The sequence below is a fragment of the Capnocytophaga sp. FDAARGOS_737 genome, from assembly GCF_009730375.1.
In the GTDB taxonomy this organism is placed as follows: domain Bacteria; phylum Bacteroidota; class Bacteroidia; order Flavobacteriales; family Flavobacteriaceae; genus Capnocytophaga; species Capnocytophaga leadbetteri.
Genome location: NZ_CP046316.1, coordinates 836,702 through 858,589 on the forward strand (window position 1 = coordinate 836,702; position 21,888 = coordinate 858,589).

Sequence of the window (21,888 nt, forward strand, 5' to 3'; positions counted from 1 at the left end):
AGGAATGCCCACGTTTGAACGTAGGCATTTCCACTTCAACTTTCCTGCTACTAAAATATTGGTCGTTTTCTGCAAGAGGAAAATCGTAAGCGAAACGCTATATGTCGTTTTTTATGTTATATCTTTTTAAATGCTGTTTAAATGAGTTTTTAAAATCACTGCAAAGGTAATAATTTTTTTATAATATGCAAGAGGTAAGAAATAAAATCGTTTAAAAAAATACTATTCAACCTTTATGATTTGTCTGCAATCATTAATAATACAAATATCCTAAGCCATCATTTGCAATAAACTACTGATTTCGTCAGCGTGAGTGCGACAGTAATACATCACAAAAGCAATAAAAGGCACAAAAAGTATGATACTCCACAACAAGCCTTGCGCAAAGACTTTGTAATCGCCGAGACGATAGAGTATATACCCTGCCCAAAGAAGATTAAGCGTCATAGTAATATGCGACATTTGGGCAAAGATATTAGCGCCACTCCACGTAAAAGTGAAGAGTCCCATAGTGCCAAAATAGTACATCGGCAAGAAAGCAAGTGCCAACCCGATAGCGTTTTTGTTGTACAAAAAGACTATAAAGCCAACTAAATATACCAAGCTACTGGGCGAACAAGCGTTGTAAGTAATCCATTGTACTATGTTTGTTTTCAGGTTAAAGAAGAAGTAGCCACTTCCTGAAAGAGTGAGCAGTAATAAGGCAATCGCTAAGACGATACCAATAGTTTTTTCTGTTTTTGTAAGTTGCATAGTATTAAAAGTTATAAAATGATTGACAAATGGGTTAATTGATAGGAATATAAATCTCTGTTTTTAGCTTTTCTTTAGGGGTACGGCGCGCATCGTTGAGGTATTTTTCAAAGAAAGGTTCTTCGCGTAGCCTGTACTGCTGGTCTATAACCCAGCGTACAGCTGTATCATACACCTGAGAAAGGTTTTCGTAACTGCCTTGATAGAAGAAAACGGCATATTTACCCCCTGCTAAGGTCTTGCAACTAACTTCATCTTGTGGGGTGGCAAGCTTGTGGATAGCCAAACATACATCAGAGCGTTGCAAAGAGCCTTCAGTGATTTTCGGGTCATCATACGATATACATATAGACTCTATCCCTTTGGTGAAGAGTTTTTGAGCCTTAATAACAGCCCATAGTTGCTCATAAGCTTTTCCGTAGTCTAAACTTCCATAAGCACCTGTAAGGGCTACATAAATAAGGTTTTTAGGCTCTAATGTTACTATTTTAGGGGCTTTCAGAGCCAAATCGGGGTTGATGATTTCTTTTTTCATAATGTAGGTATCTTTGTTTGTTCTATACTCAGTAGGGCTGATGCCGTATTGTTTCTTAAAGGCTTTAGAGAGCGAAGCAGGGGTTTCATAGCCTATATTAAAGGCTATTTCTTCTATTGTCAGGGCGGTGTACCGCAGCAAGCGGGCAGTAGCTTCTAGCCTAAGACGAGTGATATACCCTCCAATAGCTTCACCTTTTAGGGCTTTGAAGATGCGGTGAAAATGAAAGTCTGATAAAGCAGCCTCATTAGCGAGTGTTTTTAGGTCTAAAGTCTCATCTAAATGATTGTTGATGTAAGCAACCACCTTATTGATGCGCTGAATGTAATCGTTGTAAGTAATGTTTTTCATATTGAGTTACTGATTTACGAGGGCAAAGGTAAGGCAGTTTTGCACAAAAGACTTTTCCTATCTTGCTTATTTTCTAAATTACCAATAAAAAATCCCCGTGTGGTATATATTCCACACAGGGATTTTTATTTATTGCGTGTTGTGCTACAACTTGCTTGTTGTGCTACGACCTTATGGCTTCAATAATATTATCTACTTGTAGTTTTTCAAGGATATTCTGCCGATGGCGGTTTACCGTATGTATACTGATGTTCAATTTCTCCGATATTTCTTTGCTGAACATTCCCTCTTTGGCAAGGGCGAATATCTCTCTTTCGCGCGGAGTAAGCAGGGCATCAGTAGCACTTTCTATAGCAAAAGGTACGATTTCATCAGTAAGGCAGTTTTTTATCTGAAAACGTACAGAAGTGTTTGCCGATTGTTCGGGGGCGAGGTCTATCATACCCATTGCAAGAAAATTATCGTCTTCAAAGGCTAATAGGCGTGTTTGGTAAATCATTCGTATATACTTCCCTTTTTCTAATACTCTCAGCTCATAGATGTATTTGTAAGCTAACTTTTCTTCTTCGGGCAGAGTATCCAAAAACTCCCATACTTTCTTATCAATTCTTCTTACTACTTCTAAATCATCAGGATGTACCAATTTCTCAATATTGAGCTCTTGAGGTGCTTCAATATCTTCGGTTACATATTCGGTTACGTAATAGTAATGCCCAAATCTATCTGATAGAAACACCGCAAAACTCCCTGCTTCTTCTAAAAATTTTATCTGCGGAATGTATTCTTGTGCTATTTCTTCTATGCTTTTATCAGCTGTCATTTTCAAAATGGTTATAATTCAGTATTGTGTAGTGATGCCCACCGCCGTAATTTTGCGCCAAATTTAATCAAATATTTTTAAAAGATGAATAATAAAGCAAAAACAATTAGGAATATATGTATTTTTATTCTCATAGTCCTCAGTTGTGGCTGGATAGGCGTATGGGTAGATGCTCTTACGGGGGAAACGACAGGTGATTTTAGCGATACTAGCAATGGTACTATCGGAATGGGTATTTTTATAGTTGCCCCTGTATTGGCTTGGCTCCTGCTGCGCGCCTTTATGGGGGATGGGTGGCGCGATGCGGGTTTTCGTCCGCTTATTGAGAAAAACCTGCGTTGGTATGGGGTAGCAACCCTTATTTACCCTGCAGTGATTGCCCTTACACTACTTATAGGCGAGCTTTTTGGCTGGCTAAAAGTCCAAATCCGTTGGGCGGACTACCTTGCAGGCTTTGGTATTTTTGTGTTAGCCGAAATTATAAAGAATTTCTTTGAAGAATCAGCGTGGCGGGGCTATCTTACCGCTCGTTTGCTCAGTTTGAAAATTAAAGATGTGTGGCTGTACCTCATCGTAGGGGTAGTGTGGTGTTCGTGGCATTGGCCTTACTTCTTTTATTTTCTGAAGCCAGAGCAGCTATTTGCCGTATTTCCTTATGATAAGGTTACTTTCTGTATAATGGCCTTAGTGTGCTGCACCTCGTGGACGGTAATGTACACTGAGCTTTTCCGCCTTACAGGTTCTATCTGGCCTGGGGTTTGGATGCACGCTATTGAAGATACTGCCATTAACAGTTTGATATACGATAAGCATATTCTCATTGAAACAGGTAGAGAGATACTCATTTCGCCCGTTTCAGGTATTATTCCTTGTCTGCTGTATCTCGGCGTAGGTCTGTGGTTGCGCAAAATCAGAATAGTCCAAGAGACTCAATAAAATAATAGTAAAAAACTCCCCGTGGTTATAGCCTATGCGGCTCACCACGGGGAGTTTTCTAATTAGCACATTTGCTAATTCTTTCATTTGCTAATTTTTTCAGCCCAATCGAAAAGTTCTTCGAGGTCGTAATCACCGCTATGAGGTTTGTCCCAAGGGAGGGCATAATCTACAGCGTAATGGTGATTTTTAAGTGCCGTAGCAAGAATTAACGATATAGCAGCAGAGGTATCGCTATCCTTAGCTCCGTGACGTATGCGCCAATATTTGGGCAAATGAGCGTTCTTTTTACCTATAAAACTCATTGGGTTCATTAGTTTTACGATATTGGCATCTGCCATTTGGCTCTCTACCGCACTGTTTTTTAAGGCATAAGAGGTGAAATGCTTTTTATCGGTGTTGCTATCGCCAAAGAGTTGGTTCTCTCCCGTGCTTAGGTCAAGAGCATCAAAAGCCGGCGGACTTTTGTGTCGCTCCATATAAGTGATATAGCCTTCCCAGTCTATAGCAGTAACTTTATCGTTTTTAAGGGTAAGGAAAGAATATTTACTAAGATCTGTACCTTCTTTTTGAGCTTTTTCGGCAGCGGCTATGATAGTTTGTTTTAGTAATTCTTTAAAACTACCTTCGCCTTTGAAGTTTAGGGTAAGCTGTTTGCCTTTGCTGTCTTTCAGTTGTAAGCTATTGAGGTAAGCAGGGAAGTCTTTTTTCAGGTCGGTAGAAACTTTTGTCTGCTCAGGGGTAAAAGTCCCTGTCTTATAAGTGCGCTGTACGTTGTAATCGAGCATAGAGACCTCCATCGTTTTGTACTGAGAGAGGTTACCAAACTGCCATTCGTACGCTTTATCGGCGTTCTCTAAGTTGGTGATAGGGCAGTAGGCTGATACGGCAAAAATAACATCGGTAGCAGGGGCAGCACCTAATTCCTTTAAGTAAGGCTCGTAAGCCGCTTGGTCGCCCGAAGCTCCTAAGAGGGCAGACGAGGCACCTCCTGCACTGGTACCATTAGAGATGATTTTATTGGCATCACCTGGTATTTCTTTGTTGTTATATTTTAGGTAACGTACAGCCGCTTTTAGGTCTACAATCACGGCAGGGGCTTTACCTGTGGCTGAGGTACGTCCGCGCGCACCTGGTGAGGCTACCACAAAACCTTTGCTAAGTGCCATAATAAGCGAGTTATTTGTATCTTTAAACTTACCTCCAGTGAGGGAAAGAGGCTTGGCAGGCATATAGCCTCCTATACCATTAGGGAGGAAGATAGGGGCAGTTTGAGCGTTAAAGCCATTGATAGTTTCGCCTTTGAAATAAGCTTCGGGAATGTAGAGATTGAGCTGTTGGTACTGTTCTTCTACAGGATTGGCTACGTATACAATTCCCTCATAAGCACGTACGGTAAGGGTTTGGTCACCTTGTGTTACTTGCTGGGTAGTGTATTTAGTAGCATCGAAGCGGAGGGGTGATTTTTGCAATTCTTTTAAGATGGCTTCCCCTACGCTCTTAGCCGATTGCGGGTTTTGCCCTGTAATTACGCGATTATCTACACTCACCTTGTCTTGCCATAAACCCGCTTTATCAATGATAGCCCCCCGCTCTTTAAGTTTGTCTTCTAACGAATAAGGTACTACTTGGGTGAGTTTTACAGCCTCTTCTTCCTTATTAGTAAAAGGACTCAAAGTTTTGCCACTCACTAAATATTTACCATTAGAGAGTTTAACATTCACTAAGCCCGATGGTCCGTGACATACTGCAGCTACTACACCTCCTTTTTCGTAAATCTGTTGAGCTATTTTGGCAAGAGCTTCACTGTTAGCAAAATCCCACATAGTGCCGTGTCCTCCTGCATAGAAGATAGCGGCATAGTCCTTAGCTTTTACTTCTGAAGGAGCAAGGGTGTGAGCTAATTGTTTTTGGTAGTCAGCACTTTCCCAATATTTTTTATTGATAGGGTCGTCTAACTTTACGCCGTAGGCATTAGTGCTACCACCCTTCGGACTTACAAAATCGACCTTGTAGCCAGCCTCTGTGAGTATTTCTAAAGGGTGTGTTACTTCCGATAGAAAATAGCCCGTAGTTTCACCTGTATTTCCTAGTTGGGTATGGTTAGTTACTACAAAAAGTACTTTTTTATGCTGTGCTACCACTGCTATGCTGTTGATAAGGGTAAGCAATACTACTAATTTTTTCATTGTTTTTCCTTTTTAAATTCGGGGGCAAAGATACAGCTAATAATATATGTATCACTATAAGGTATGTCACTTTTTTGGGTGAGAGGTAAAATACAAACGGCTGAGGGTCTCGCGTGATACACCTAAATACTAGGCTATCAAGCTCTTAGGTAGGCGTTGTAATAGTGAGCCCTTTCACTACCCAATATTCGTGGGTAACGATTTTGTCATCGTGTAGTAAGGCTGCAAAGATAATAATTTTCTATTCCCCAATTGACGATTTTATCAGTTGTAGCATTGCTGCATCTATTTTCTCTGCTGTGCTGAAGGTTTGCTTTATATGGTATTTTTCGCCCATAGCAGCAATTTTCTCGTAGCGTATCTTTACTGTTTTATTTTCCTCATAGATGAGGATTTTCAAAGGGAGTTCAATAGCAAAGCGAGGGTTTTCCTGCATTAGGGCAGTCCCTACTTTGGGGTTGCCTACTATAAGCACGGTGGCAGGTGGCATACTTTCGCCTACTGCCTCAGCCGCTTTGTGGTGTTCAATAGTAGCAAAAATGGTAATTCCTTTGCTGTTTAATATTTTCTGAAGGGCTGCTACAGTCTCTTCAAAAGCTAATGGACTCTCAAAGTCGGCATAAGGTTTTATCACATCTGTACAGCTAATAATAGGTTGTGCCGCTGCTAAGAACGGGAATAATAACAAGATAATTAAGTGTTTCATATAGTTTATTATAAATGTTTTTCAAAGAAAGTAAAGGTAAAATCATTCAGTTTGTGGTGAGTTTCCAGCTTTCCACTGCTGATACAGATGAGTTATTTTAACTATAATGTGCAAAAGTACATAATATTTTTTACTTAGCCTACTAATTTGTAGCTTTTGTATCAGCAACATTAGTAAGACATATTTTACCATCAGCGGCTTTTAATTTTAACTGGTGACAATTTGATACCGTTTCATTTTCCTCTTTTTTTGAGTAATCCCAAAAGGTATGCATTTTGAGTTCTTCAAATCTTATTTCACTAATTGTTCTATCTGTTTTTGCAGTGTTGCTCGCTCGTTAGCCGATTTAGAAAGAGCAATTGCTTTTTGGTAGTGAGCAATTGCTTTTTGGTTATTGATATCAGTATACAAATATCCTAATAACTCGTGGTAGTAACGATTGTTTTGCAATCCTAATTTTTCAGCCTCTACAATAGCTTTTTCTTTGCCGTACACCTTGCCATAAGCAAAAGTCCTGTTTAAGGCTATTACAGAAGAATATTCAATGATAATCAGTTGGTTATATAGGCGGAGAATATACTTCCACTTATTTTCATCAGTAGGGGTAGTATGCCAATAGGCAATACCAGCTTCTAAGTGATATTTAGAGATTTGAGAGTCTTCGCAGGCTTTTACTAAGTAATAGTTGCCTCTGTGTATAAGTTCTTTATCCCATTTGCTTTTATCTTGTTGTTCATAAAGAGTGTTTTCACCAGTGGTATTGATACGAGCTTCAAGTCTGGAACTTTGGAAGCACATCAGCGATAAAAGAGCATTCACTTGTGGTGTATCAGTTTGAGGGTACTCGGCAAGTAAGAGTGTAAGGCGCAAGGCTTCTTTGCAAAACTCCTTTCGTATGAATTGATTGTTAGTTTCTGAAAAATAGCCTTCATTGAAAAATAAGTACAAACAGCGCAGTACAGTTTCTAATCGGGCTTGTATATCGGCTGGGCTTACGGTTTTGATTTGAAAATGATGCTCTCTGAGTTTGCTTTTAGCTCTAAGAAGTCGTTTTTTTATAGTTTCGGTATGGGTGAGTAGGGCATTGGCAATCTCTTCTACTGTAAAACCACAGAGTATTTGCAAAGCCAAACTTATTTGAGACTCTACAGAAATAGAAGGGTCGCAGATATTGAAGAGCATTTCTAACTGACTGTCGTTTATTTCAGAAGTTTCAAAGGTAAGTTCTTCGCTTTTTTCAGTAGGTGTAAGTGCCTTTTTTACTTTATCTTCAAATATAGCTACGTGTTTTTCATAGTCTTTAGCTTTGTTTTTGGCGACGGTGTAAAGCCACGCAGTAGGGTTGGGAGGTAAGGGCTCTGTTTCCCACAATTCATAGGCTTTTAAGAAAGTATCACTCGCAATATCTTCAGCAATCTCCAAATGAGAAAAGCCAAAATGGCGACATAAGACTGCCACCATTTTAGCGTATTCTTTTCGAAACAAATCGGATAAAAGTTGTGAGTGAGGCATTTTAATCTCTTTTTAGCACTTCACGCACTTCAATACTGCCACCTACTTGTTCAAAAATAGGGTTGGCTTTAGCCATTTCCACTGCTTCATCAATGTTTTCAGCTTTTACTACCACATAGCCACTGATAAACTCTTTAATTTCGGTAAAAGGTCCATCGGTTACAACCTTATCGGCTTTGATAGTTTTGGCACTGCCAGCGATAGGCAAAAGGGTATTGCCTTTGTCGGCTAATTTGTTTTGTGAAGCAATACCTGCAAGCCAGTTCATACGTTCTTGCATTTGCTCGGGAGTAGGTTTGAAATCAGCGATGTTGTTCAAACGAAAAATTAATACAAAATCTTTCATACATTTTTAAATTTAATATTATACCCCTATAACGATTGAATTTCCTCTATGGGGACAAAGATAGTAAAAATTAATAAATAAAAAATTCCCCGTGCAGTTATTCACTACACGGGGAGTTTTACTTTTAAAAAGTTAGCATAAAAATATCTAACCAATACCAAACTTATCCCTAAAGCTACCGTAGTAACCAAAATATTGTTCTCCAATAGGGAGTTCTATTTCTTTAATTATTCGATATCGATTCCCTATTGAGATTTGTTGTGAGAGCTTCGGTCATAAAATCAAAAAAAGGACGCATAGCTAATAATCCTTGAATTGCTTTTTCAGCAAAGTTATTTGATGTAGCCTCTTCTAAGGAATAATCGTGCTTGAGAAGGAATTGCTTTTTACGCAGATAGTCTATCATTGGATCATCTTTCTCAAAACCTTTAGGGACTGTTTTGAGTTCTTCTCCCCATAATTGTCCGCCAAATTCTTTTTGTATACCCTCATTCTTCATTACCTCCCTAAATTTCTCAGCGTTAAATGATATCTCCTTACGGATACGTAATAATTCATCTTTATTGGGTTCAAAAAAACCTCCTCCTATAAAAGTCTCTTGCGGACTGATACATACATAGTATCCACCGAGATAGTAGGGTTCTTTGCGCTGTATATAGCACCCAAAGTGCGTTTTGTAAGGTGTTTTGTCATTAGAAAAACGCAAATCACGATGAATGCGATATATTTTTAGTGAAGACAAAGTGTCATACTCAGTAAGTATAGAATAAATATGCTTAAAAAGTGTAGTGGCTTCCAATTTAGCCGATTCGTATTGAGCTTTATGAGCATCAAACCATTCTTTATTGTTGTTTTCTGCAAGTTCTGTAAGGAAATCAAACATATATTATTGAAAATTAGTCGTTTTTATTCTTTTTCTTAGAACTTTTTGCTTTGCTGTTGAACTCTAAACAGAGTTGTAACCAAAAATCAAAGTCTTTTTTTTGGTTGTACCCCGTAGGGTCTACATAGCAATAGCCAGAAAGCTCTTTGCCTCTCATTACCACTGGCGAGAAGCCCTGCCTTTCGGCAATTTCTTCTGTCTGCTCAGGGTCAAACCTACACATTAAGGTATCCTCTCCTATATTGATGCACATCTTGTCATTCACCAAGAAAGCCAAACCGCCAAACATCGCCTTTTCTTCAACCGTGATGTGAGGAATTTCAGCTAAATATTCACGAACTCTATTCGCAAGTGTTATACTATAAGCCATATTATATTAATTTTTTGAGCTAAAATAGTTTAAAGCTAATACAGTTCCCAAATGTCTCGATTCGTGCATATTGTTTACATACATTGCATCTTCTATAGTGTCTATACAAAATAAACCCACCTTAACCGTCGGAAACTCATTGAATAGCCTTGTTTGATAATCTTCTTGTAATTGATTTACTGTACTAAGTAACAATTCCTTTACTTGGTAGATTTCTTCCTTTGAAGGTGCAATCTTTTGAGGAAAGGTGCCACGATTGTATTTCTCTAAAAAATCATTGCTGATTAGCAGTTTATTTCCACTGAGTTGATAACATAAGAATTGCTGTACAGCAATACAATGTGCTATATTCCAAAAGATATTATTAGAAAAACCTATTGGGATATAGCCTAATTGTTCAGGAGTGAGATTATCTAAGTAAGTCAATAGGTTTTTGCGAATGGATAAAAGAAAATCAAAGTGTTTTGTTTTTGTCATTTTTAAATACTTTTTAAAATTCGGGGGCAAAAATATGACTAATACACAAAAAAAATCTTGCCTTATGACAAGATTTTTAAGTTTTCAATGATGAATGTTTATCCCCAGAAATCATCTTCGGCTGTTGGGTTGTCCAAAAATAACCAAACGCCTGTTATATGGCGTTTTTATTCATCGTTGAGTTCTTTTTGTATTTTCTTTGGAAGAGCTAATACAACTAAATCATACGAATCTTTTATCCATTCTTGAAACTGTTTGTCAGTAATTTTCCCTTTGGTTTTTACACTGTTCCAATGTTTCTTATTCATATAATATCCTTCAATTACTTCGTTATATTGTTCTCGTAACTGAATAGCTTTATCAGGATCACATTTTAAATTAACAAACTCATAAGTATTTATGTCGGTGGCACAAAACATTTTCCCTTTTACGGAAAACACAAGCGTTTTATCGTCAAAAGGCATAGATTCTTCTGCGCCTTTTAATGATAAACAAAAATTTCTCAATTCTTCAATATTCATTATTGTTCAGCTTTTTCGGCAAATCCGAGAATGTATCCATTAATGTCTTTTAGGTAAAACTCCTTCATTCCGTACCAAGTTGTTTTTAATTCGGTTATTTCTAACTTTTTCGCTTTCATTTGTTGATGAAATTCGTCTATTCCCTCAATATCCATATAAAAAGAAACGGAAGCTCCGATTGGCAAACCTGTTGCAAAAACAACATCTTCCTTAAATGTATCGGTACGTTGAAAGAAAATTTCAACATTATCTTTTTGCATCATAGCATAAACATACTCTTTACCTTCGGTAAAACTTTGTTCAATTCCGTCTTGAGTTGCAGGAACAGTCATAATCAATTTGAACCCGAAGTTTTTTTCATAATAAGCAACCGATTTTTTCACATCCGTTACTTCAAAATTTGGGGTAAGTTTTGTAATCTTCATAATAAATCTTTTAAATTTAAAATGCAAAATTACTCGTTGCGCTTGGTTGCTAATTGTAAAAATCGGACATTCTCGTTTTTTGACAACTCTCTCGGTGTTTTTTCCGTATATTTTTTTATTTCTTTAATGAAATGAGCTTGGTCAAAATAGTTTTCACTTGGATAAAGAATTCCTTTCGAGATGTCTTTATATGAAGCATTACAGCGAACAATGTTTAAAAATAGCTTCAATGAAAACCCAAACATCTGATTAAAATACCGATTTATCTGTCGGCTGCTCCAAAACACACTTTTTGAAAGTTCTTCAACAGATAAATTTTGCCTTTGGTAAACTAATTCAAAAAGTTTGAGTTTTCTGTTGTCTATTTCCTTAAAATGTTTGATTGAATTTTCCAAATAATTCGAGATTTCTGAAACAAATATTTCAAAGTCATTGGTTTGATAACTTGATATGTTCCAGAATGTATCGTGTAAAATTATGTTTGTGTTCAGAATAGATTTTATTTCTCGCTGAAATATATATTCAGCTGCCAAAAGTTTGAACCGAATGCCAAAAAGTTTAGTTGATTTCGGTATCACTACATTAATAGGCATTATCCAAACCCCAGTTAGTTTTATTTGTTTAAATGAATTGTTTTCAAATCCTACAATAAGGTCGAAGTATCCATCTGGAATAATCGTATGTTCAAATTCTGTACTAAAGGTTTCATATTCCCAAAAACTTTGAATAAAGTTCGTCAAGAACCCAATGGGTTTTATTTCTCTGTATTTCATTTTTTATAATTCAATCAGGGTACAAAATTAGCGGAAAGCCTCTACTGGTAATTTTTAAAACAACAAGATTTTCTCAACAAACCTCCTTTCGTATTCTGCTTAGCGAAGTATCTGTGATGCCTAAATAAGTGGCTATATGTTTTAAGGGAGCGTGCTTTATAGCACTGGGTTTTTCCTTAATAAACTGCATATAGCGCTCTTTGGCAGGGAGTGTAATCATTTCAAGAGAACGTTTTTTTGCCTCAAACAATTTCTCTGTCATAAAGAGTCGCCCCCATTCCGAATATCCTTTCAAACTGTGATAAAGTTTTTGAAAATCCTCATAATCTATATGCCAGCCCTCACAATTAGTAAGGGCTTGGATATTTTCGGCAGAAGGTAAATGCTTAAAAAGAGAAAGTTCTTGCACGATAATTTCACCTTCACAAAAGAAGTCGGTAGTGATATCATTCCCTTCATAGTCATATACAAAGGCGCGAGCAACTCCTGTCTGCAAGATAAGATAACCACGAGCTATTTCGTCCTTGTGCAAGATAAAATCACCTTTGCCAAAAGCAATAGGTTGATGGGCTTTTTGTATTTCTTGTAGTTCTTGCGCCCCTATCAGAGGGTGTTTGTAGATATTTTGAAATAAGTTATGCGTCATTGTTATTCTTTGATATTTGCATTTGTTGAGTCTGCTAGGTATTACTTATGGAGCTTTCTTCATCTAAGGCTAATAATAGTGTAAAACATCTACCAAATCGGCAAATTGGCAAATCGGCAAATTACCTAATTTGCTAATCGGCATATCACTTTCTTGTCGCCAAACTTCTCAGCGAGCCATTGTTGCAATCGCGCGGCATCTATTTCTTTAGTCACTTCTTTGCCCTTTATAGTATCTTTTTTCAGGGTGTAGAGCAGTACAGTAGCCGTTTGTAGAGAATCTTTATTAGACAAGTGGTTCAGCTTGCCAAAATAAAAATCGTCTATGCTTGGGAATAATACCTGCATTTCTTTAGTAAAAGTAGCATCAGTAGGCTTGTATTTTTCCAGCTCGTCAGTTAGGTTCTTTATCATCACATCTTTACTAGAGAGCGACGACTTGTTTTTGTTGATTTCTGATAGTATTTCTTTATCAATTTCCGATTCTTTTTGTCGTACAATAAGCTCAGTATTGAGTAGATTGAAGTTTTTAAGGTTGCTTTGCAGCATTTTTAACTCTTCATCGCTAAATTTCTTATCCAAAAACGCTAATTCAATGCTTTTAGGGTTCGTATTGTAGCGTATTTTCTTATAAATGATAGTATAACCACTGTTTTCAAACTCTGCAGTGATATAGTGTGCCACATTCTCGTGGAATTTCTTCTCTTCTAAAAGACTATAAGCTAAATAGAGGCTGGGAGTGACGATGAGGATTACTAGTGTAGTGATAACCACGCGCAAACGCTTGTTAAGTGCCTCATTACCCGTATTTTTAGGAGTGTATTTCAGGTATTTGATAATGAGGAAAGTAGCAATCCCTATAAAGAAACAGTTAATGCTGTATAGGTAAAAAGCACCTAAAAAGTAACTAATATTGCCGGTGGCCAAGCCAAAACCAGCTGTACAGAGCGGAGGCATCAAAGCAGTAGCGATGGCCACCCCTGGTATAGGGTTCCCTTTGTCTTCTCGGGTTAGGGAGATAGCACCTACCAACCCACCCACAAAAGCGATGAACACATCGTAAATAGTAGGCGAGGTACGGGCTAAAAGCTCTGATTGCACATCCTTAAACGGACTGATATAGAAGTAGATAAACGATACTATAAGGCTCACTACCGTAGCGATAAGCAAACTGCGTCCTGTTTTTTTCAATAAGTCAAAATCATAGGTAGCTAATGCAAAGCCTGCCCCCACAATAGGCCCCATAAGAGGTGAAATAAGCATCGCCCCGATAATGACTGCCGTAGAATTGACGTTTAGTCCGATAGATGCAATAAGGATAGCACAAGCTAAAATCCATAGGTTAGCCCCTCTGAAAGAGATATTGCTGAGGATATCCTCAATTACTTTTTCTTTTTTCTCTTCGCCTTGGTATAGATTAAGTAGGTTTTTTAAGAAACTCATAGTGTTAAATAAGTGTTTAGATGTTAGTACTTAAGTAATGTTTTATCTGAACTGCAAAGATAATAATAATTTACTAATTGAGTATAAGCCGCACAAGCAAATCGTCAAATTAAAATGAAATATTAAGCGCCACTTCCATAGTGTTGTAGTCCTTTCGTACGGGCACAATAGGGTCGGTGTCGTAGATAAGGCGATAGGTGCCCACGATGCCTACGGTAGGAGTGATGTTGTAAGTAAGGTCTGCCGCACCTCCATAGCGAGGTTTGTTAAAAGTGCTATCGGGACGGGTTTGATATATACCGGTAGTAGTAAGCGTCCATTTTTCAGTCAGTTGGAGTTTATAGCTAAGCGATAAATGTGTTTTGATACTCCTGCTATAGGCGTGCTCGGGTGTATTGGCATCGGGGGCAGGGTGTTGCCATTTTTCGTATTCGAAGAACAAGCCCACAGCGGCAAACATCAGCGAACATTTGGTGTTAATCAGCCGATAGCGCGACTGCAACCCCGCAGAAATCTTGTGGTTCATACCTCTACTCTCAGCCCATTGCGATTCGGCATAAGGGTACACCTCAAAAGCGTGGTCTAACAAATAGCGGTATTCTAAATGCAAATATCCTCCGCTCACGATAAGCATTTTGCCATAAGTAGAGAACTCGAACTTATTGATGAGGTTGATAACCCTATTGCGATTGAGCAGCAGGTTGAGGTTGGCGGTATTTTTCAGGGTGAAGACATCAGCTTTTTCGGTTTTAAAATCTAAGATAGGCATTAGGTTACCTTGCAGGGTCTTCGTGCTGTCTATTGTCATTGTAAGGTTTTCCGAGAAGAGCATCTGCGAATAAGCTGCTACCGAAAAGAGCAATGCGCCCCATAAAAGAAGTAGGTGTTTCATAGTGATTCTTAAGTTTTTTCTTTTTCGGGGCAAAGATAGTAATAAATTGTTAATCTGTCCATTTCTCAATTTCAAGATAATCTCTCGCTTTTGTATCAGCAATATCAGTAAGCCGCATTTTACTATCAGCAGCTTCTAATTTCAACTGGTGATAATTTGACACCATTTCATTTCCTTCTTTTTTCATTTCAGACGATGATTTGTTTTTCAAACCACAAATATAAGCATAATTTACTAATTAGAAAAATTTTCTCCCTATAGTACAATACAGAAAGGATACAGCAAGAGCGAACGATGAGCGAATGATGAGCGAATGATAAGCGAAGGAAAGTCAGCGAGCTGGCGCAGCTGAGTATGTGACGAACGATGAGCGAAGTTTATCCGTATCTTCACAATTGTTAATTTAAGAAATATCCGTACATTTGCCACAAAAAAGATACGATGAAGATACTATCTGTTTCCCTTTACAATATAGCTTCTATCGAAGGACCTTTTACGCTTGATTTGGAAGCTGAACCGCTGAAGTCTGTGGGCTTATTTGCTATCACAGGGGCTACAGGGGCTGGCAAATCGACTATCTTAGATGCTATTTGTCTTGCGTTATACAACGAAACGCCCCGTCTTGCTGCTACTAAAAGCACCCTGAGCATCAACGATGGTACCGGCGAAGTGCAGGTTAATAACGTTAGAAACCTCCTCCGCAAAGGGGCTACTAATGGCTATGCCAAGGTGGTTTTTCAGGCGGCTGATGCTAAGCATTATGAGGCCGAGTGGCAGGTGCGTAGGGCAAGGGGTAAGCAGCAAGGAAATCTTCAACAGGAAACAATACAGCTTACTAATCTGACTGATAATGAGGTGTTTGCTGAGAATAGAAAAACCCTTGTTTTAGAGAAGATAAGGGAGCTGATAGGTCTTTCGTTTGACGAGTTTACCAAGTCGGTTATTTTAGCACAAGGCGATTTTACTTCCTTTCTGAAAGCTAATGACGATAAGCGTTCGGATATATTAGAAAAGCTAACAGGTACCGAGATATACAGTCAGATTTCTATGAAGGTATACGAACTTAGCAAGCAGCACCGCACTGAGCTTGAGCTTTTAGAGCGACAGCTGGCACAGCTTAGTTTTTTATCGTCTGCCGACCGAGAGGCGATAGAAAAGCAATTGGCTGCTGATAGCCAACAACTTAAGGCGCTTCAGGAGGAACTCGATACACTAAAAGCACAACAGCAGTGGTACGCTGATTATCATTCGCTTTCAGATGGGTATCAGCAGGCTATGGCTGAGAGAGAAAAGGCCATAGGGGAGAGGAACGCACAAGCTGATCGTTTCTCTCAACTATCTATTATTGAGCAGCTTCAGGCGGTAAAAGCAGATATTCTGCTGCAACAGCGGGAGGAAGCACAACTACAGCTTGCCGTGCAGCAATTGCAAGCCGCTCAGAGCGAACAGCAACGCTTGGCTACAGACAAAGCAGCAGCAGAGGTTGAGAAATCTACAGCAGCCAAAGAACTCACGGCTGCTCAGTCGGTGTATGAGACTGCTAAGCCAGCTATCGACAAGGCAAAGGCGTTGGAGGTGCGTTTGGCTGAAGCACAACGACTGCTAACCGAGAGACAAGCGCAACAGCAAGTCCAGATGCAACAGTTGCAGGATAAACAAAAAGAGCTTTTGGCTAAGGGGCAAAGTATAACAAAAGGCGAGCAGTACAAGCAAGAACGACAAGCGTGGCTAAATGAAAATGCGGCTTATAAGTTGCTCAGAGACAACTATCAATGGTTGCAGGCATTGGCTGTAGAAAAGGAACAACTCTCGAGGCTTATGGCTGAAAATGCTAATAAAACAGCTGCTTTAGAGGTTCAATATGAGGCACTTCCGCTCAAAGAAGCGACTTTTACCCTTGAAGAGTTATTGCAACAGCAAAAAGACTACCGAAACCAGCTGCAAGTCTATCAGGCGGATAGGCTTTTGGCACAGCATATTCAGACCTATACTACTCAGAAAGAGGCTTCGGAAGCGCTTATTGCTGAGGGAGAACAACAGGTAGCAGTATCAGTGGCTGCCCTTACTGATTTGCAAAAACAGCTTTCTGACGCGCAAATTGAGTGTAAAACGGCGGAGCGTATATATGAGCGTACTCGTGAGGAGAACTCGCAAAATATAGGCTTATTGCGTGAGAGGTTGGTAGAGGGAGAGGCGTGTCCGCTCTGTGGGTCGCTACACCACCCTAGTGCACATAAAGCTATTTCTGAGCAGCTGGTCGATACGGTGAAACAAGAATGGGAGGCAGTGCAGCAGCATTTGGCTAGCCTCTCTAAGTCGATAGCGCAGAAAGAGGCAACGCAGCAAGCTACCCTTGAGCGCATAGCCGAGGCGCAGGAGCAACAGACGCATTATCATCAGCTTGTAACCGAAGCACAAAGTCAGTTGCAGCAGTCGGCTTTTTATAGCACTTATCCTGCGGAAGGGTTACAGGCGTACCTTGAGCAGTGTTGTAATGATACACAAGAGCATTTGGCGGAAAGTGAAACGCTTTTTGAGCAGCTTAATCGCCTAAAGGATTTTACTACACAAAAAGAAAATCTTGCAGCACAGAGAGAGGAGTATCAGAAACAAGAACAAGGACAACTGAAGCAGCTCGGTACTTTGCAGCTTTCGGAAGCTATGCTACGGCTCTGGAAAGAGGATACTGCCGCTTTTTCAGCAAAAGTAACAAAGGCTAAAACGGAGTACACTCAGCAAGAAGCGCACTTACAAAAGGCAGTTGAACGGCTGCAATTGCTTTATCAAGAACAATCGTCTCTCGCTACTGAAGTGGCTGCTTTAGAGAGCCAACTTACGCAACTACAGACTACCCTACAGACGGATACAACACAATATGAAGCACTTAAGGCTGAACGTCAATCTCTATTAGAGGGGGAAGAGGCTGCTAAGGTAGAAGCGACCTTGCAAGGGATACTTGCTGCGGCTAAAGCGCGTTACGAAGCAGCGCAAGACCTCTACAACTCCCTTTTGCTAAAAGTAACGGCTAATGATAAGACGGTAGAGTCACTCGCAGAACGGCAACAGCATAGTAGAGAGCGCATTGCTGAAGCTACCGAAAAGGTAGAGAGTTGGATAGCGACCTACTACCCTGAGCAGCAGGCGTACCTCCACGCACATAAGATAGAATGGGCTAATCGCAGCCACGAGTGGTTGCAGTCTGAGCGGGCAGCCCAGCAGTCGCTTGAAGAGCGTATAGCCAAATACGACACGCTTTCTAAAGAAAAACAACAGCAATTAGAGGCACTAAAGGATAAACGTCCGCTATCTCTTTCTGAAGAGGAAACTATAAAGATACGTGAGGAAAAGATGGCGGCAGAAGAACCGCTACAGCAGCAGGTGATAGCACAAAAATCGCGCTTGCTCACCGATGAGCAGCAACATCATATAGCTGCTGATTTACAGCGAAAAGAGAAGGAGAAACGAGAAGTAGTTACCCAATGGGATAAACTCAACAGCCTGATAGGCAGTCATTCAGGGGGACTCTTTAGGCGGTATGCACAAGAGTACACCCTCGATGTACTGCTGCAGTACGCCAATGTGCAGATGAAGTACCTTAATAGGCGCTATACTTTATCGCGCATACCTAACTCGTTGAGTTTGCAGGTGCTCGATAATGATATGGCAGCAGAGGTACGCTCGGTGTATTCGCTTTCAGGGGGGGAATCGTTTTTGGTGTCGTTAGCTTTGGCTTTAGCGCTTTCGTCTTTGTCGTCTACCAAGATGAATGTCGAGACTTTGTTTATAGATGAAGGTTTTGGCTCTTTAGATGCCGATACGTTGTCGGTAGCTTTAGATGCTTTAGAGAGTCTTCAGAATCAAGGGAAGAAAGTAGGGGTTATCTCGCACGTACAAGAGATGGTAGAGCGCATAGCCGTAAAGGTAGTAGTTGAGAAGGAGGGCAACGGGCGAAGTAATATAGTCGTTAGGAGTTAGCCTTTAGTCGTTAGGTAGGAATACTACTTCGAATATTTTACTCCAGTTCTTACCTGTAATGAAGAATGTATGTCGTATAGGGTGATAAGCGATGCCGTTTAGTACGTCTACATCAGGGGTTTTCTCTACTTTGTCTTTAAGTCCGCGTACATCCACTACGCCTTCTATGGCTCCATTTTCAGGGTTTATAATCATAATGCCGTCCTTTAGGAAAGTATTGGCATAAATCTTCCCATTAGCGAACTCTAATTCATTAGCATATGTATACAGCGACTTGTCTGTACAGAGTTGCAAACTATCTATTTCAGCAAAAGTCTCTGGGTGCAGTAACCATATCTTCTCGGTACCATCACTCTTGTAGAGCTTGTCGGTGCCGTTGTGGCAAAGCCCCCAGCCCTCTTTGCTCTTTCCGTAAGCAAAGGTCTTTAATACTTTTAGCTGTTGGTCATATACAAACCCGATATTCTCGCGCCACGTTAGTTGCAATATCTTCCCTCTGAAAACCGTAGACCCTTCGCCGAAATAAATAGGCTGTAGGGGTACATTCTGGTATATCTCTCCTGTAAAAGGATTCCATTTTCGTATAGAAGATTGTTTGTATTGTCCTGTGCTTTCTACCAAAGTATCGCCTATAAACTCTAATCCTTGAGTGTAGGCTTCTTTGTTGTGCGGGTATTCATTTAGTATTCTATAACTAAGGAGCTTAGGGGCGTGCTGGGCGAGTATTAAAAGAGGCTTTTTTACGGTGTATTGCTTGCCGTCATTAGTCTGTACGCTTACACTTAGGAACTGTTTGCCTAAGAGTAGGTTTTCTAATACTATCTTATCACCTAAAGTAGTTACAGGCTGTTGGTGTATCTGGTACGAAGTCTGCTGTACACTGCCCTCAAAACGCGGGTGACGAATGCTTATCTGTAGGGTGTCGCCTAAGTGGTATTCTTTCTTTTTAGGCGAAATATCTATACTGAAAGCGTCTTGTGGAGTAGTAGTAGCGTTGTGCTTGCAAGAGGAAAGTCCTAATAGAAGGGCGGCAAGCAGTAAAAGTTGGCGTGTAGGTGTCATCATATTCATCTCTTTTCTTGAAATATGTAAGTAATAGTTCCTATTTGTTCTTTCTTATTGGGAGCTGCGTCAAACTTAGCTTGAACGGCGTAGCGCAATGAGTTTTCTATTAAGCAATCATCGGTGGTAGTAGAGGATTTTTTATCAATAGCAGTCTTAGTTACTCGTCCAGCCTCGTTTACCGTGATGATGACCACCACTTGTCCGTCTTGCTCGCAGGTAAATACAGGATTAGGTATAGTGCCGTTTCTACCTGCAAGGGCGTATTTCACTAAGGTATGTTTGTTAGCTTTATCGGTTACAGCCAAAGAAGAATTAGGCTGTTGCGATGGCTGTGGTACTACTGCCAAGTCGGTAGGGGTATTGCCTGTTACTAAAGCCTCTTTGACGCTTGCCATCTCTTGAGCGGTGCGTTCTGCCATTATCTCATCTAATGTTTTGATGTCAGCACTATGCTTTAGTTGTGGGTCGGCTTGGTTGTAGGCGTTGGTAGTGAGAGCACTTTTAGCTGTAGCGGCTTCGTCAGTGGTCGTAGGAAGAGGTGCATCGGGTAGGAGAGGAGCGATAACCTCTTCAGGAGCAGTTGTTACCTCTATCATTATTTCTTTAGGCTGCCCATTGAGTTGTAGAGCCAATAGGGTAATGACTGTAACAAAGAGCACGAGCAAGGTAAGCGAGATAGCCTTATCGGTAGGGGTAAACATACGAGCAAAAGCCCTAAACTCTCTACTGATAGCACTGCTTTTTTTCTTTTCGTTTCTTCCCAAAATAGCTCTTACATCTATGGCTTTTTTGGTAGGCTTGGTGTGTTGTCTGCGATGTTCTCCGTATACATCATTCACCGATTTTTGCAAGGGAAATTGCTCGATGATAGTAGTTAGGATAATCGGTTTTCTAAGGTCGGGTATATGGGTTGCTACAAAATCATCGGGGGTAAGAGCTTCTGCTACAGTATAGTTGCCTATTTGGGTGCGTCTGAGAGCTGACAGATAACCCGCTGATTGCAGCGCTTTGCCAAAATCATTAGCTAAAGAACGTATATAGGTACCCTTGCTGCATTGTACTTCAAAATGTAATAGAGGAAAATCAGTAGTGTCTATATCGAACTTGTAAATGAAAATTTGGCGTGAGGGTACTTCTATGGCTTCGCCCTCACGAGCGAACTCGTATAAACGCTTACCGTCTTTTTTGATAGCTGAAAACACGGGAGGCACTTGCACTTGTTCGCCTAAAAACTGTTGTCTTACTTGTTCTATGAGAGCAGGGGTGATATGGTCAGTAGGGTAGAGGGCATCTACTTCGGTTTCCATATCAAATGAAGGGGTAGAAGCCCCTAGAGTAATAGTGCCAGTATAGGTTTTAGGAGCGTCTTGTATTTCGGTTATTTTCTTAGTATATTTGCCAGTACATATTACCAATAAGCCAGAGGCAAGCGGGTCTAAAGTACCTGCGTGCCCTATTTTTATTTTCTTTAGTTTATAGTGCTTGAGTATTGCCCATTTTATTTTGTTTACTGCCTGAAATGATGACCATTGCAGGGGTTTATCTATGAGCAATATCTTACCTTCTGAAAATTCTTGTGCTGTAATCATATTGGCAAATTAGCTAATTTCCGTAGTATTTTTCACCTATGCGTATTTTCTCTCTTCCGTTTTCTACGCGCCATTTGTTAGCATCGCGCAAAGAGAAAGCACAACCACAGTACTCTTGTTGGTAGAACTTCTCGCTTTTGCAGATTTCCATATTGCAGGCAGAACCACCGTTTTTGCGCCAATTGTAGTCCCAATAGGTAAGACCCTCGTACTTGCTGGCTGCATTTTTGCCTGCTTCGTTCACTTGGTTGAGGTCTTTCCAACGCGAGATGCCTAACGAGGTAGCAATGGTATCAAAGCCATTTTCGTGAGCATATAGGGCGGTGCGCTCCATACGCATATCAAAGCACATTGCACAGCGGCTGCCGCGCTCAGGCTCAAACTCCATACCTTTAGCACGAGCATACCAATTATCGGTGTCGTATTCGGCATCTACAATAGGTACACCGCACTTTTCGGCAAAGCGGATATTCTCGTCTTTGCGTATTTCGTATTCCTTTTTAGGGTGAATGTTAGGGTTATAAAAGAAGATAGTAAAGTCTATCCCCGAACCCTGAATTGATAGTATAATGGAGCCCGAGCAAGGCGCACAGCAAGTGTGCAATAGCAGTTTTTTGCCATTGTTGGGCAATACCAGATTCTTGTGAACTAATTCCATAGTATTGAAGTCTTCTTTTTTATG

General features: G+C 40.1%; 23 protein-coding genes. 2 read left to right on the plus strand and 21 right to left on the minus strand.

The window, feature by feature from the left end:
• Nucleotides 1–270 precede the first annotated feature (270 nt).
• The 3 genes from FOC45_RS03555 to FOC45_RS03565 all read right to left on the minus strand — a co-directional run bounded on the left by FOC45_RS03555 (nt 271) and on the right by FOC45_RS03565 (nt 2,459).
• Nucleotides 271–753: a hypothetical protein gene (locus FOC45_RS03555; RefSeq protein WP_009391101.1), complete on the minus strand. Its 483-nt coding sequence runs from the start codon at nt 751–753 to the stop codon at nt 271–273.
• A 34-nt stretch (nt 754–787) separates the two neighbouring features.
• Nucleotides 788–1,639, minus strand: a complete 852-nt coding sequence (locus FOC45_RS03560) for a GyrI-like domain-containing protein (RefSeq protein ID WP_009391102.1) — start codon at nt 1,637–1,639, stop codon at nt 788–790.
• Nucleotides 1,640–1,802: 163 nt separating this feature from the next.
• A complete protein-coding gene (locus FOC45_RS03565) occupies nt 1,803–2,459 on the minus strand; it encodes a helix-turn-helix transcriptional regulator (RefSeq protein ID WP_009391106.1) in 657 nt (218 codons plus the stop codon).
• Between the two features lie 84 nt (nt 2,460–2,543).
• Between FOC45_RS03565 and FOC45_RS03570 the strand changes: the two genes are divergently transcribed.
• Nucleotides 2,544–3,395, plus strand: coding sequence for a CPBP family intramembrane glutamic endopeptidase (locus tag FOC45_RS03570; RefSeq protein WP_009391107.1), 852 nt, complete (start codon nt 2,544–2,546; stop codon nt 3,393–3,395).
• An 83-nt stretch (nt 3,396–3,478) separates the two neighbouring features.
• Here FOC45_RS03570 and FOC45_RS03575 read toward each other — a convergent pair whose 3' ends face one another.
• The 15 genes from FOC45_RS03575 to FOC45_RS03640 all read right to left on the minus strand — a co-directional run bounded on the left by FOC45_RS03575 (nt 3,479) and on the right by FOC45_RS03640 (nt 14,970).
• On the minus strand, nt 3,479–5,584 hold the full coding sequence (locus tag FOC45_RS03575; RefSeq protein WP_009391134.1) for a subtype B tannase: 2,106 nt from the start codon (nt 5,582–5,584) through the stop codon (nt 3,479–3,481).
• A 241-nt stretch (nt 5,585–5,825) separates the two neighbouring features.
• On the minus strand, nt 5,826–6,290 hold the full coding sequence (locus FOC45_RS03580) for a DUF302 domain-containing protein (RefSeq protein ID WP_009391136.1): 465 nt from the start codon (nt 6,288–6,290) through the stop codon (nt 5,826–5,828).
• Nucleotides 6,291–6,581: 291 nt separating this feature from the next.
• Nucleotides 6,582–7,802, minus strand: coding sequence for an RNA polymerase sigma factor (locus FOC45_RS03585; protein ID WP_009733813.1), 1,221 nt, complete (start codon nt 7,800–7,802; stop codon nt 6,582–6,584).
• 1 nt (nt 7,803) lies between these two features.
• The gene (locus FOC45_RS03590) at nt 7,804–8,148 is read right to left on the minus strand and encodes a YciI family protein (protein WP_002666814.1); all 345 of its coding nucleotides are present in this window, start codon (nt 8,146–8,148) and stop codon (nt 7,804–7,806) included.
• Nucleotides 8,149–8,371: 223 nt separating this feature from the next.
• A complete protein-coding gene (locus FOC45_RS03595; RefSeq protein WP_009733814.1) occupies nt 8,372–9,031 on the minus strand; it encodes a DUF2461 domain-containing protein in 660 nt (219 codons plus the stop codon).
• A 13-nt stretch (nt 9,032–9,044) separates the two neighbouring features.
• Nucleotides 9,045–9,401 (minus strand): TfoX/Sxy family protein, encoded by a 357-nt coding sequence (locus FOC45_RS03600; RefSeq protein ID WP_009733815.1) that lies wholly within the window; start codon nt 9,399–9,401, stop codon nt 9,045–9,047.
• Nucleotides 9,402–9,407: 6 nt separating this feature from the next.
• A complete protein-coding gene (locus FOC45_RS03605) occupies nt 9,408–9,878 on the minus strand; it encodes a DinB family protein (protein WP_009733816.1) in 471 nt (156 codons plus the stop codon).
• 167 nt (nt 9,879–10,045) lie between these two features.
• Complete coding sequence (locus FOC45_RS03610) at nt 10,046–10,399, minus strand: MmcQ/YjbR family DNA-binding protein (RefSeq protein WP_002679424.1); 354 nt, start codon at nt 10,397–10,399, stop codon at nt 10,046–10,048.
• Entirely contained in the window at nt 10,399–10,824 is a 426-nt protein-coding gene (locus FOC45_RS03615) for a VOC family protein (RefSeq protein ID WP_002666885.1), read from the minus strand. The genes FOC45_RS03610 and FOC45_RS03615 overlap by 1 nt, the downstream gene beginning before the upstream one ends.
• A 29-nt stretch (nt 10,825–10,853) precedes the next feature.
• Nucleotides 10,854–11,597, minus strand: a complete 744-nt coding sequence (locus FOC45_RS03620) for an AraC family transcriptional regulator (protein WP_009733817.1) — start codon at nt 11,595–11,597, stop codon at nt 10,854–10,856.
• A 73-nt stretch (nt 11,598–11,670) separates the two neighbouring features.
• On the minus strand, nt 11,671–12,243 hold the full coding sequence (locus FOC45_RS03625) for a Crp/Fnr family transcriptional regulator (RefSeq protein ID WP_009733818.1): 573 nt from the start codon (nt 12,241–12,243) through the stop codon (nt 11,671–11,673).
• Between the two features lie 125 nt (nt 12,244–12,368).
• A complete protein-coding gene (locus tag FOC45_RS03630; protein WP_009733819.1) occupies nt 12,369–13,685 on the minus strand; it encodes a DUF389 domain-containing protein in 1,317 nt (438 codons plus the stop codon).
• A 109-nt stretch (nt 13,686–13,794) separates the two neighbouring features.
• On the minus strand, nt 13,795–14,577 hold the full coding sequence (locus FOC45_RS03635) for a DUF481 domain-containing protein (protein ID WP_009733820.1): 783 nt from the start codon (nt 14,575–14,577) through the stop codon (nt 13,795–13,797).
• Between the two features lie 49 nt (nt 14,578–14,626).
• The gene (locus FOC45_RS11950) at nt 14,627–14,764 is read right to left on the minus strand and encodes a hypothetical protein (protein ID WP_009733821.1); all 138 of its coding nucleotides are present in this window, start codon (nt 14,762–14,764) and stop codon (nt 14,627–14,629) included.
• 68 nt (nt 14,765–14,832) lie between these two features.
• The gene (locus FOC45_RS03640; RefSeq protein ID WP_155846593.1) at nt 14,833–14,970 is read right to left on the minus strand and encodes a hypothetical protein; all 138 of its coding nucleotides are present in this window, start codon (nt 14,968–14,970) and stop codon (nt 14,833–14,835) included.
• A 48-nt stretch (nt 14,971–15,018) separates the two neighbouring features.
• Between FOC45_RS03640 and FOC45_RS03645 the strand changes: the two genes are divergently transcribed.
• Entirely contained in the window at nt 15,019–18,552 is a 3,534-nt protein-coding gene (locus FOC45_RS03645; RefSeq protein WP_009733822.1) for an AAA family ATPase, read from the plus strand.
• Nucleotides 18,553–18,555: 3 nt separating this feature from the next.
• Here the strand turns inward: FOC45_RS03645 and FOC45_RS03650 are convergent, their stop codons facing one another.
• From FOC45_RS03650 to FOC45_RS03660, 3 genes are read right to left on the minus strand one after another with little or no spacing between them, the layout of a single operon-like run.
• Entirely contained in the window at nt 18,556–19,614 is a 1,059-nt protein-coding gene (locus FOC45_RS03650; RefSeq protein ID WP_034539715.1) for a glutaminyl-peptide cyclotransferase, read from the minus strand.
• 5 nt (nt 19,615–19,619) lie between these two features.
• The gene (truB, locus tag FOC45_RS03655) at nt 19,620–21,206 is read right to left on the minus strand and encodes a tRNA pseudouridine(55) synthase TruB (RefSeq protein ID WP_009733824.1); all 1,587 of its coding nucleotides are present in this window, start codon (nt 21,204–21,206) and stop codon (nt 19,620–19,622) included.
• Nucleotides 21,207–21,219: 13 nt separating this feature from the next.
• Entirely contained in the window at nt 21,220–21,864 is a 645-nt protein-coding gene (locus FOC45_RS03660) for an epoxyqueuosine reductase QueH (RefSeq protein ID WP_009733825.1), read from the minus strand.
• Nucleotides 21,865–21,888: the final 24 nt, after the last annotated feature.

Coding starts and splice junctions, on each gene's coding strand:
- FOC45_RS03600 (WP_009733815.1), bottom strand. CDS start 9,401: ATGGCTTATAGTATAACACTTGCGAATAGAGTTCGTGAATATTTAGCT.
- FOC45_RS03660 (WP_009733825.1), bottom strand. CDS start 21,864: ATGGAATTAGTTCACAAGAATCTGGTATTGCCCAACAATGGCAAAAAA.
- FOC45_RS03610 (WP_002679424.1), bottom strand. CDS start 10,399: ATGAATATTGAAGAATTGAGAAATTTTTGTTTATCATTAAAAGGCGCA.
- FOC45_RS03565 (WP_009391106.1), bottom strand. CDS start 2,459: ATGACAGCTGATAAAAGCATAGAAGAAATAGCACAAGAATACATTCCG.
- FOC45_RS03555 (WP_009391101.1), bottom strand. CDS start 753: ATGCAACTTACAAAAACAGAAAAAACTATTGGTATCGTCTTAGCGATT.
- FOC45_RS03605 (WP_009733816.1), bottom strand. CDS start 9,878: ATGACAAAAACAAAACACTTTGATTTTCTTTTATCCATTCGCAAAAAC.
- FOC45_RS03575 (WP_009391134.1), bottom strand. CDS start 5,584: ATGAAAAAATTAGTAGTATTGCTTACCCTTATCAACAGCATAGCAGTG.
- FOC45_RS03570 (WP_009391107.1), top strand. CDS start 2,544: ATGAATAATAAAGCAAAAACAATTAGGAATATATGTATTTTTATTCTC.
- FOC45_RS03635 (WP_009733820.1), bottom strand. CDS start 14,577: ATGAAACACCTACTTCTTTTATGGGGCGCATTGCTCTTTTCGGTAGCA.
- truB (WP_009733824.1), bottom strand. CDS start 21,206: ATGATTACAGCACAAGAATTTTCAGAAGGTAAGATATTGCTCATAGAT.
- FOC45_RS03625 (WP_009733818.1), bottom strand. CDS start 12,243: ATGACGCATAACTTATTTCAAAATATCTACAAACACCCTCTGATAGGG.
- FOC45_RS03585 (WP_009733813.1), bottom strand. CDS start 7,802: ATGCCTCACTCACAACTTTTATCCGATTTGTTTCGAAAAGAATACGCT.
- FOC45_RS03650 (WP_034539715.1), bottom strand. CDS start 19,614: ATGACACCTACACGCCAACTTTTACTGCTTGCCGCCCTTCTATTAGGA.
- FOC45_RS03615 (WP_002666885.1), bottom strand. CDS start 10,824: ATGAAGATTACAAAACTTACCCCAAATTTTGAAGTAACGGATGTGAAA.
- FOC45_RS03590 (WP_002666814.1), bottom strand. CDS start 8,148: ATGAAAGATTTTGTATTAATTTTTCGTTTGAACAACATCGCTGATTTC.
- FOC45_RS03630 (WP_009733819.1), bottom strand. CDS start 13,685: ATGAGTTTCTTAAAAAACCTACTTAATCTATACCAAGGCGAAGAGAAA.
- FOC45_RS03620 (WP_009733817.1), bottom strand. CDS start 11,597: ATGAAATACAGAGAAATAAAACCCATTGGGTTCTTGACGAACTTTATT.
- FOC45_RS03580 (WP_009391136.1), bottom strand. CDS start 6,290: ATGAAACACTTAATTATCTTGTTATTATTCCCGTTCTTAGCAGCGGCA.
- FOC45_RS03560 (WP_009391102.1), bottom strand. CDS start 1,639: ATGAAAAACATTACTTACAACGATTACATTCAGCGCATCAATAAGGTG.
- FOC45_RS03645 (WP_009733822.1), top strand. CDS start 15,019: ATGAAGATACTATCTGTTTCCCTTTACAATATAGCTTCTATCGAAGGA.
- FOC45_RS11950 (WP_009733821.1), bottom strand. CDS start 14,764: ATGAAAAAAGAAGGAAATGAAATGGTGTCAAATTATCACCAGTTGAAA.
- FOC45_RS03595 (WP_009733814.1), bottom strand. CDS start 9,031: ATGTTTGATTTCCTTACAGAACTTGCAGAAAACAACAATAAAGAATGG.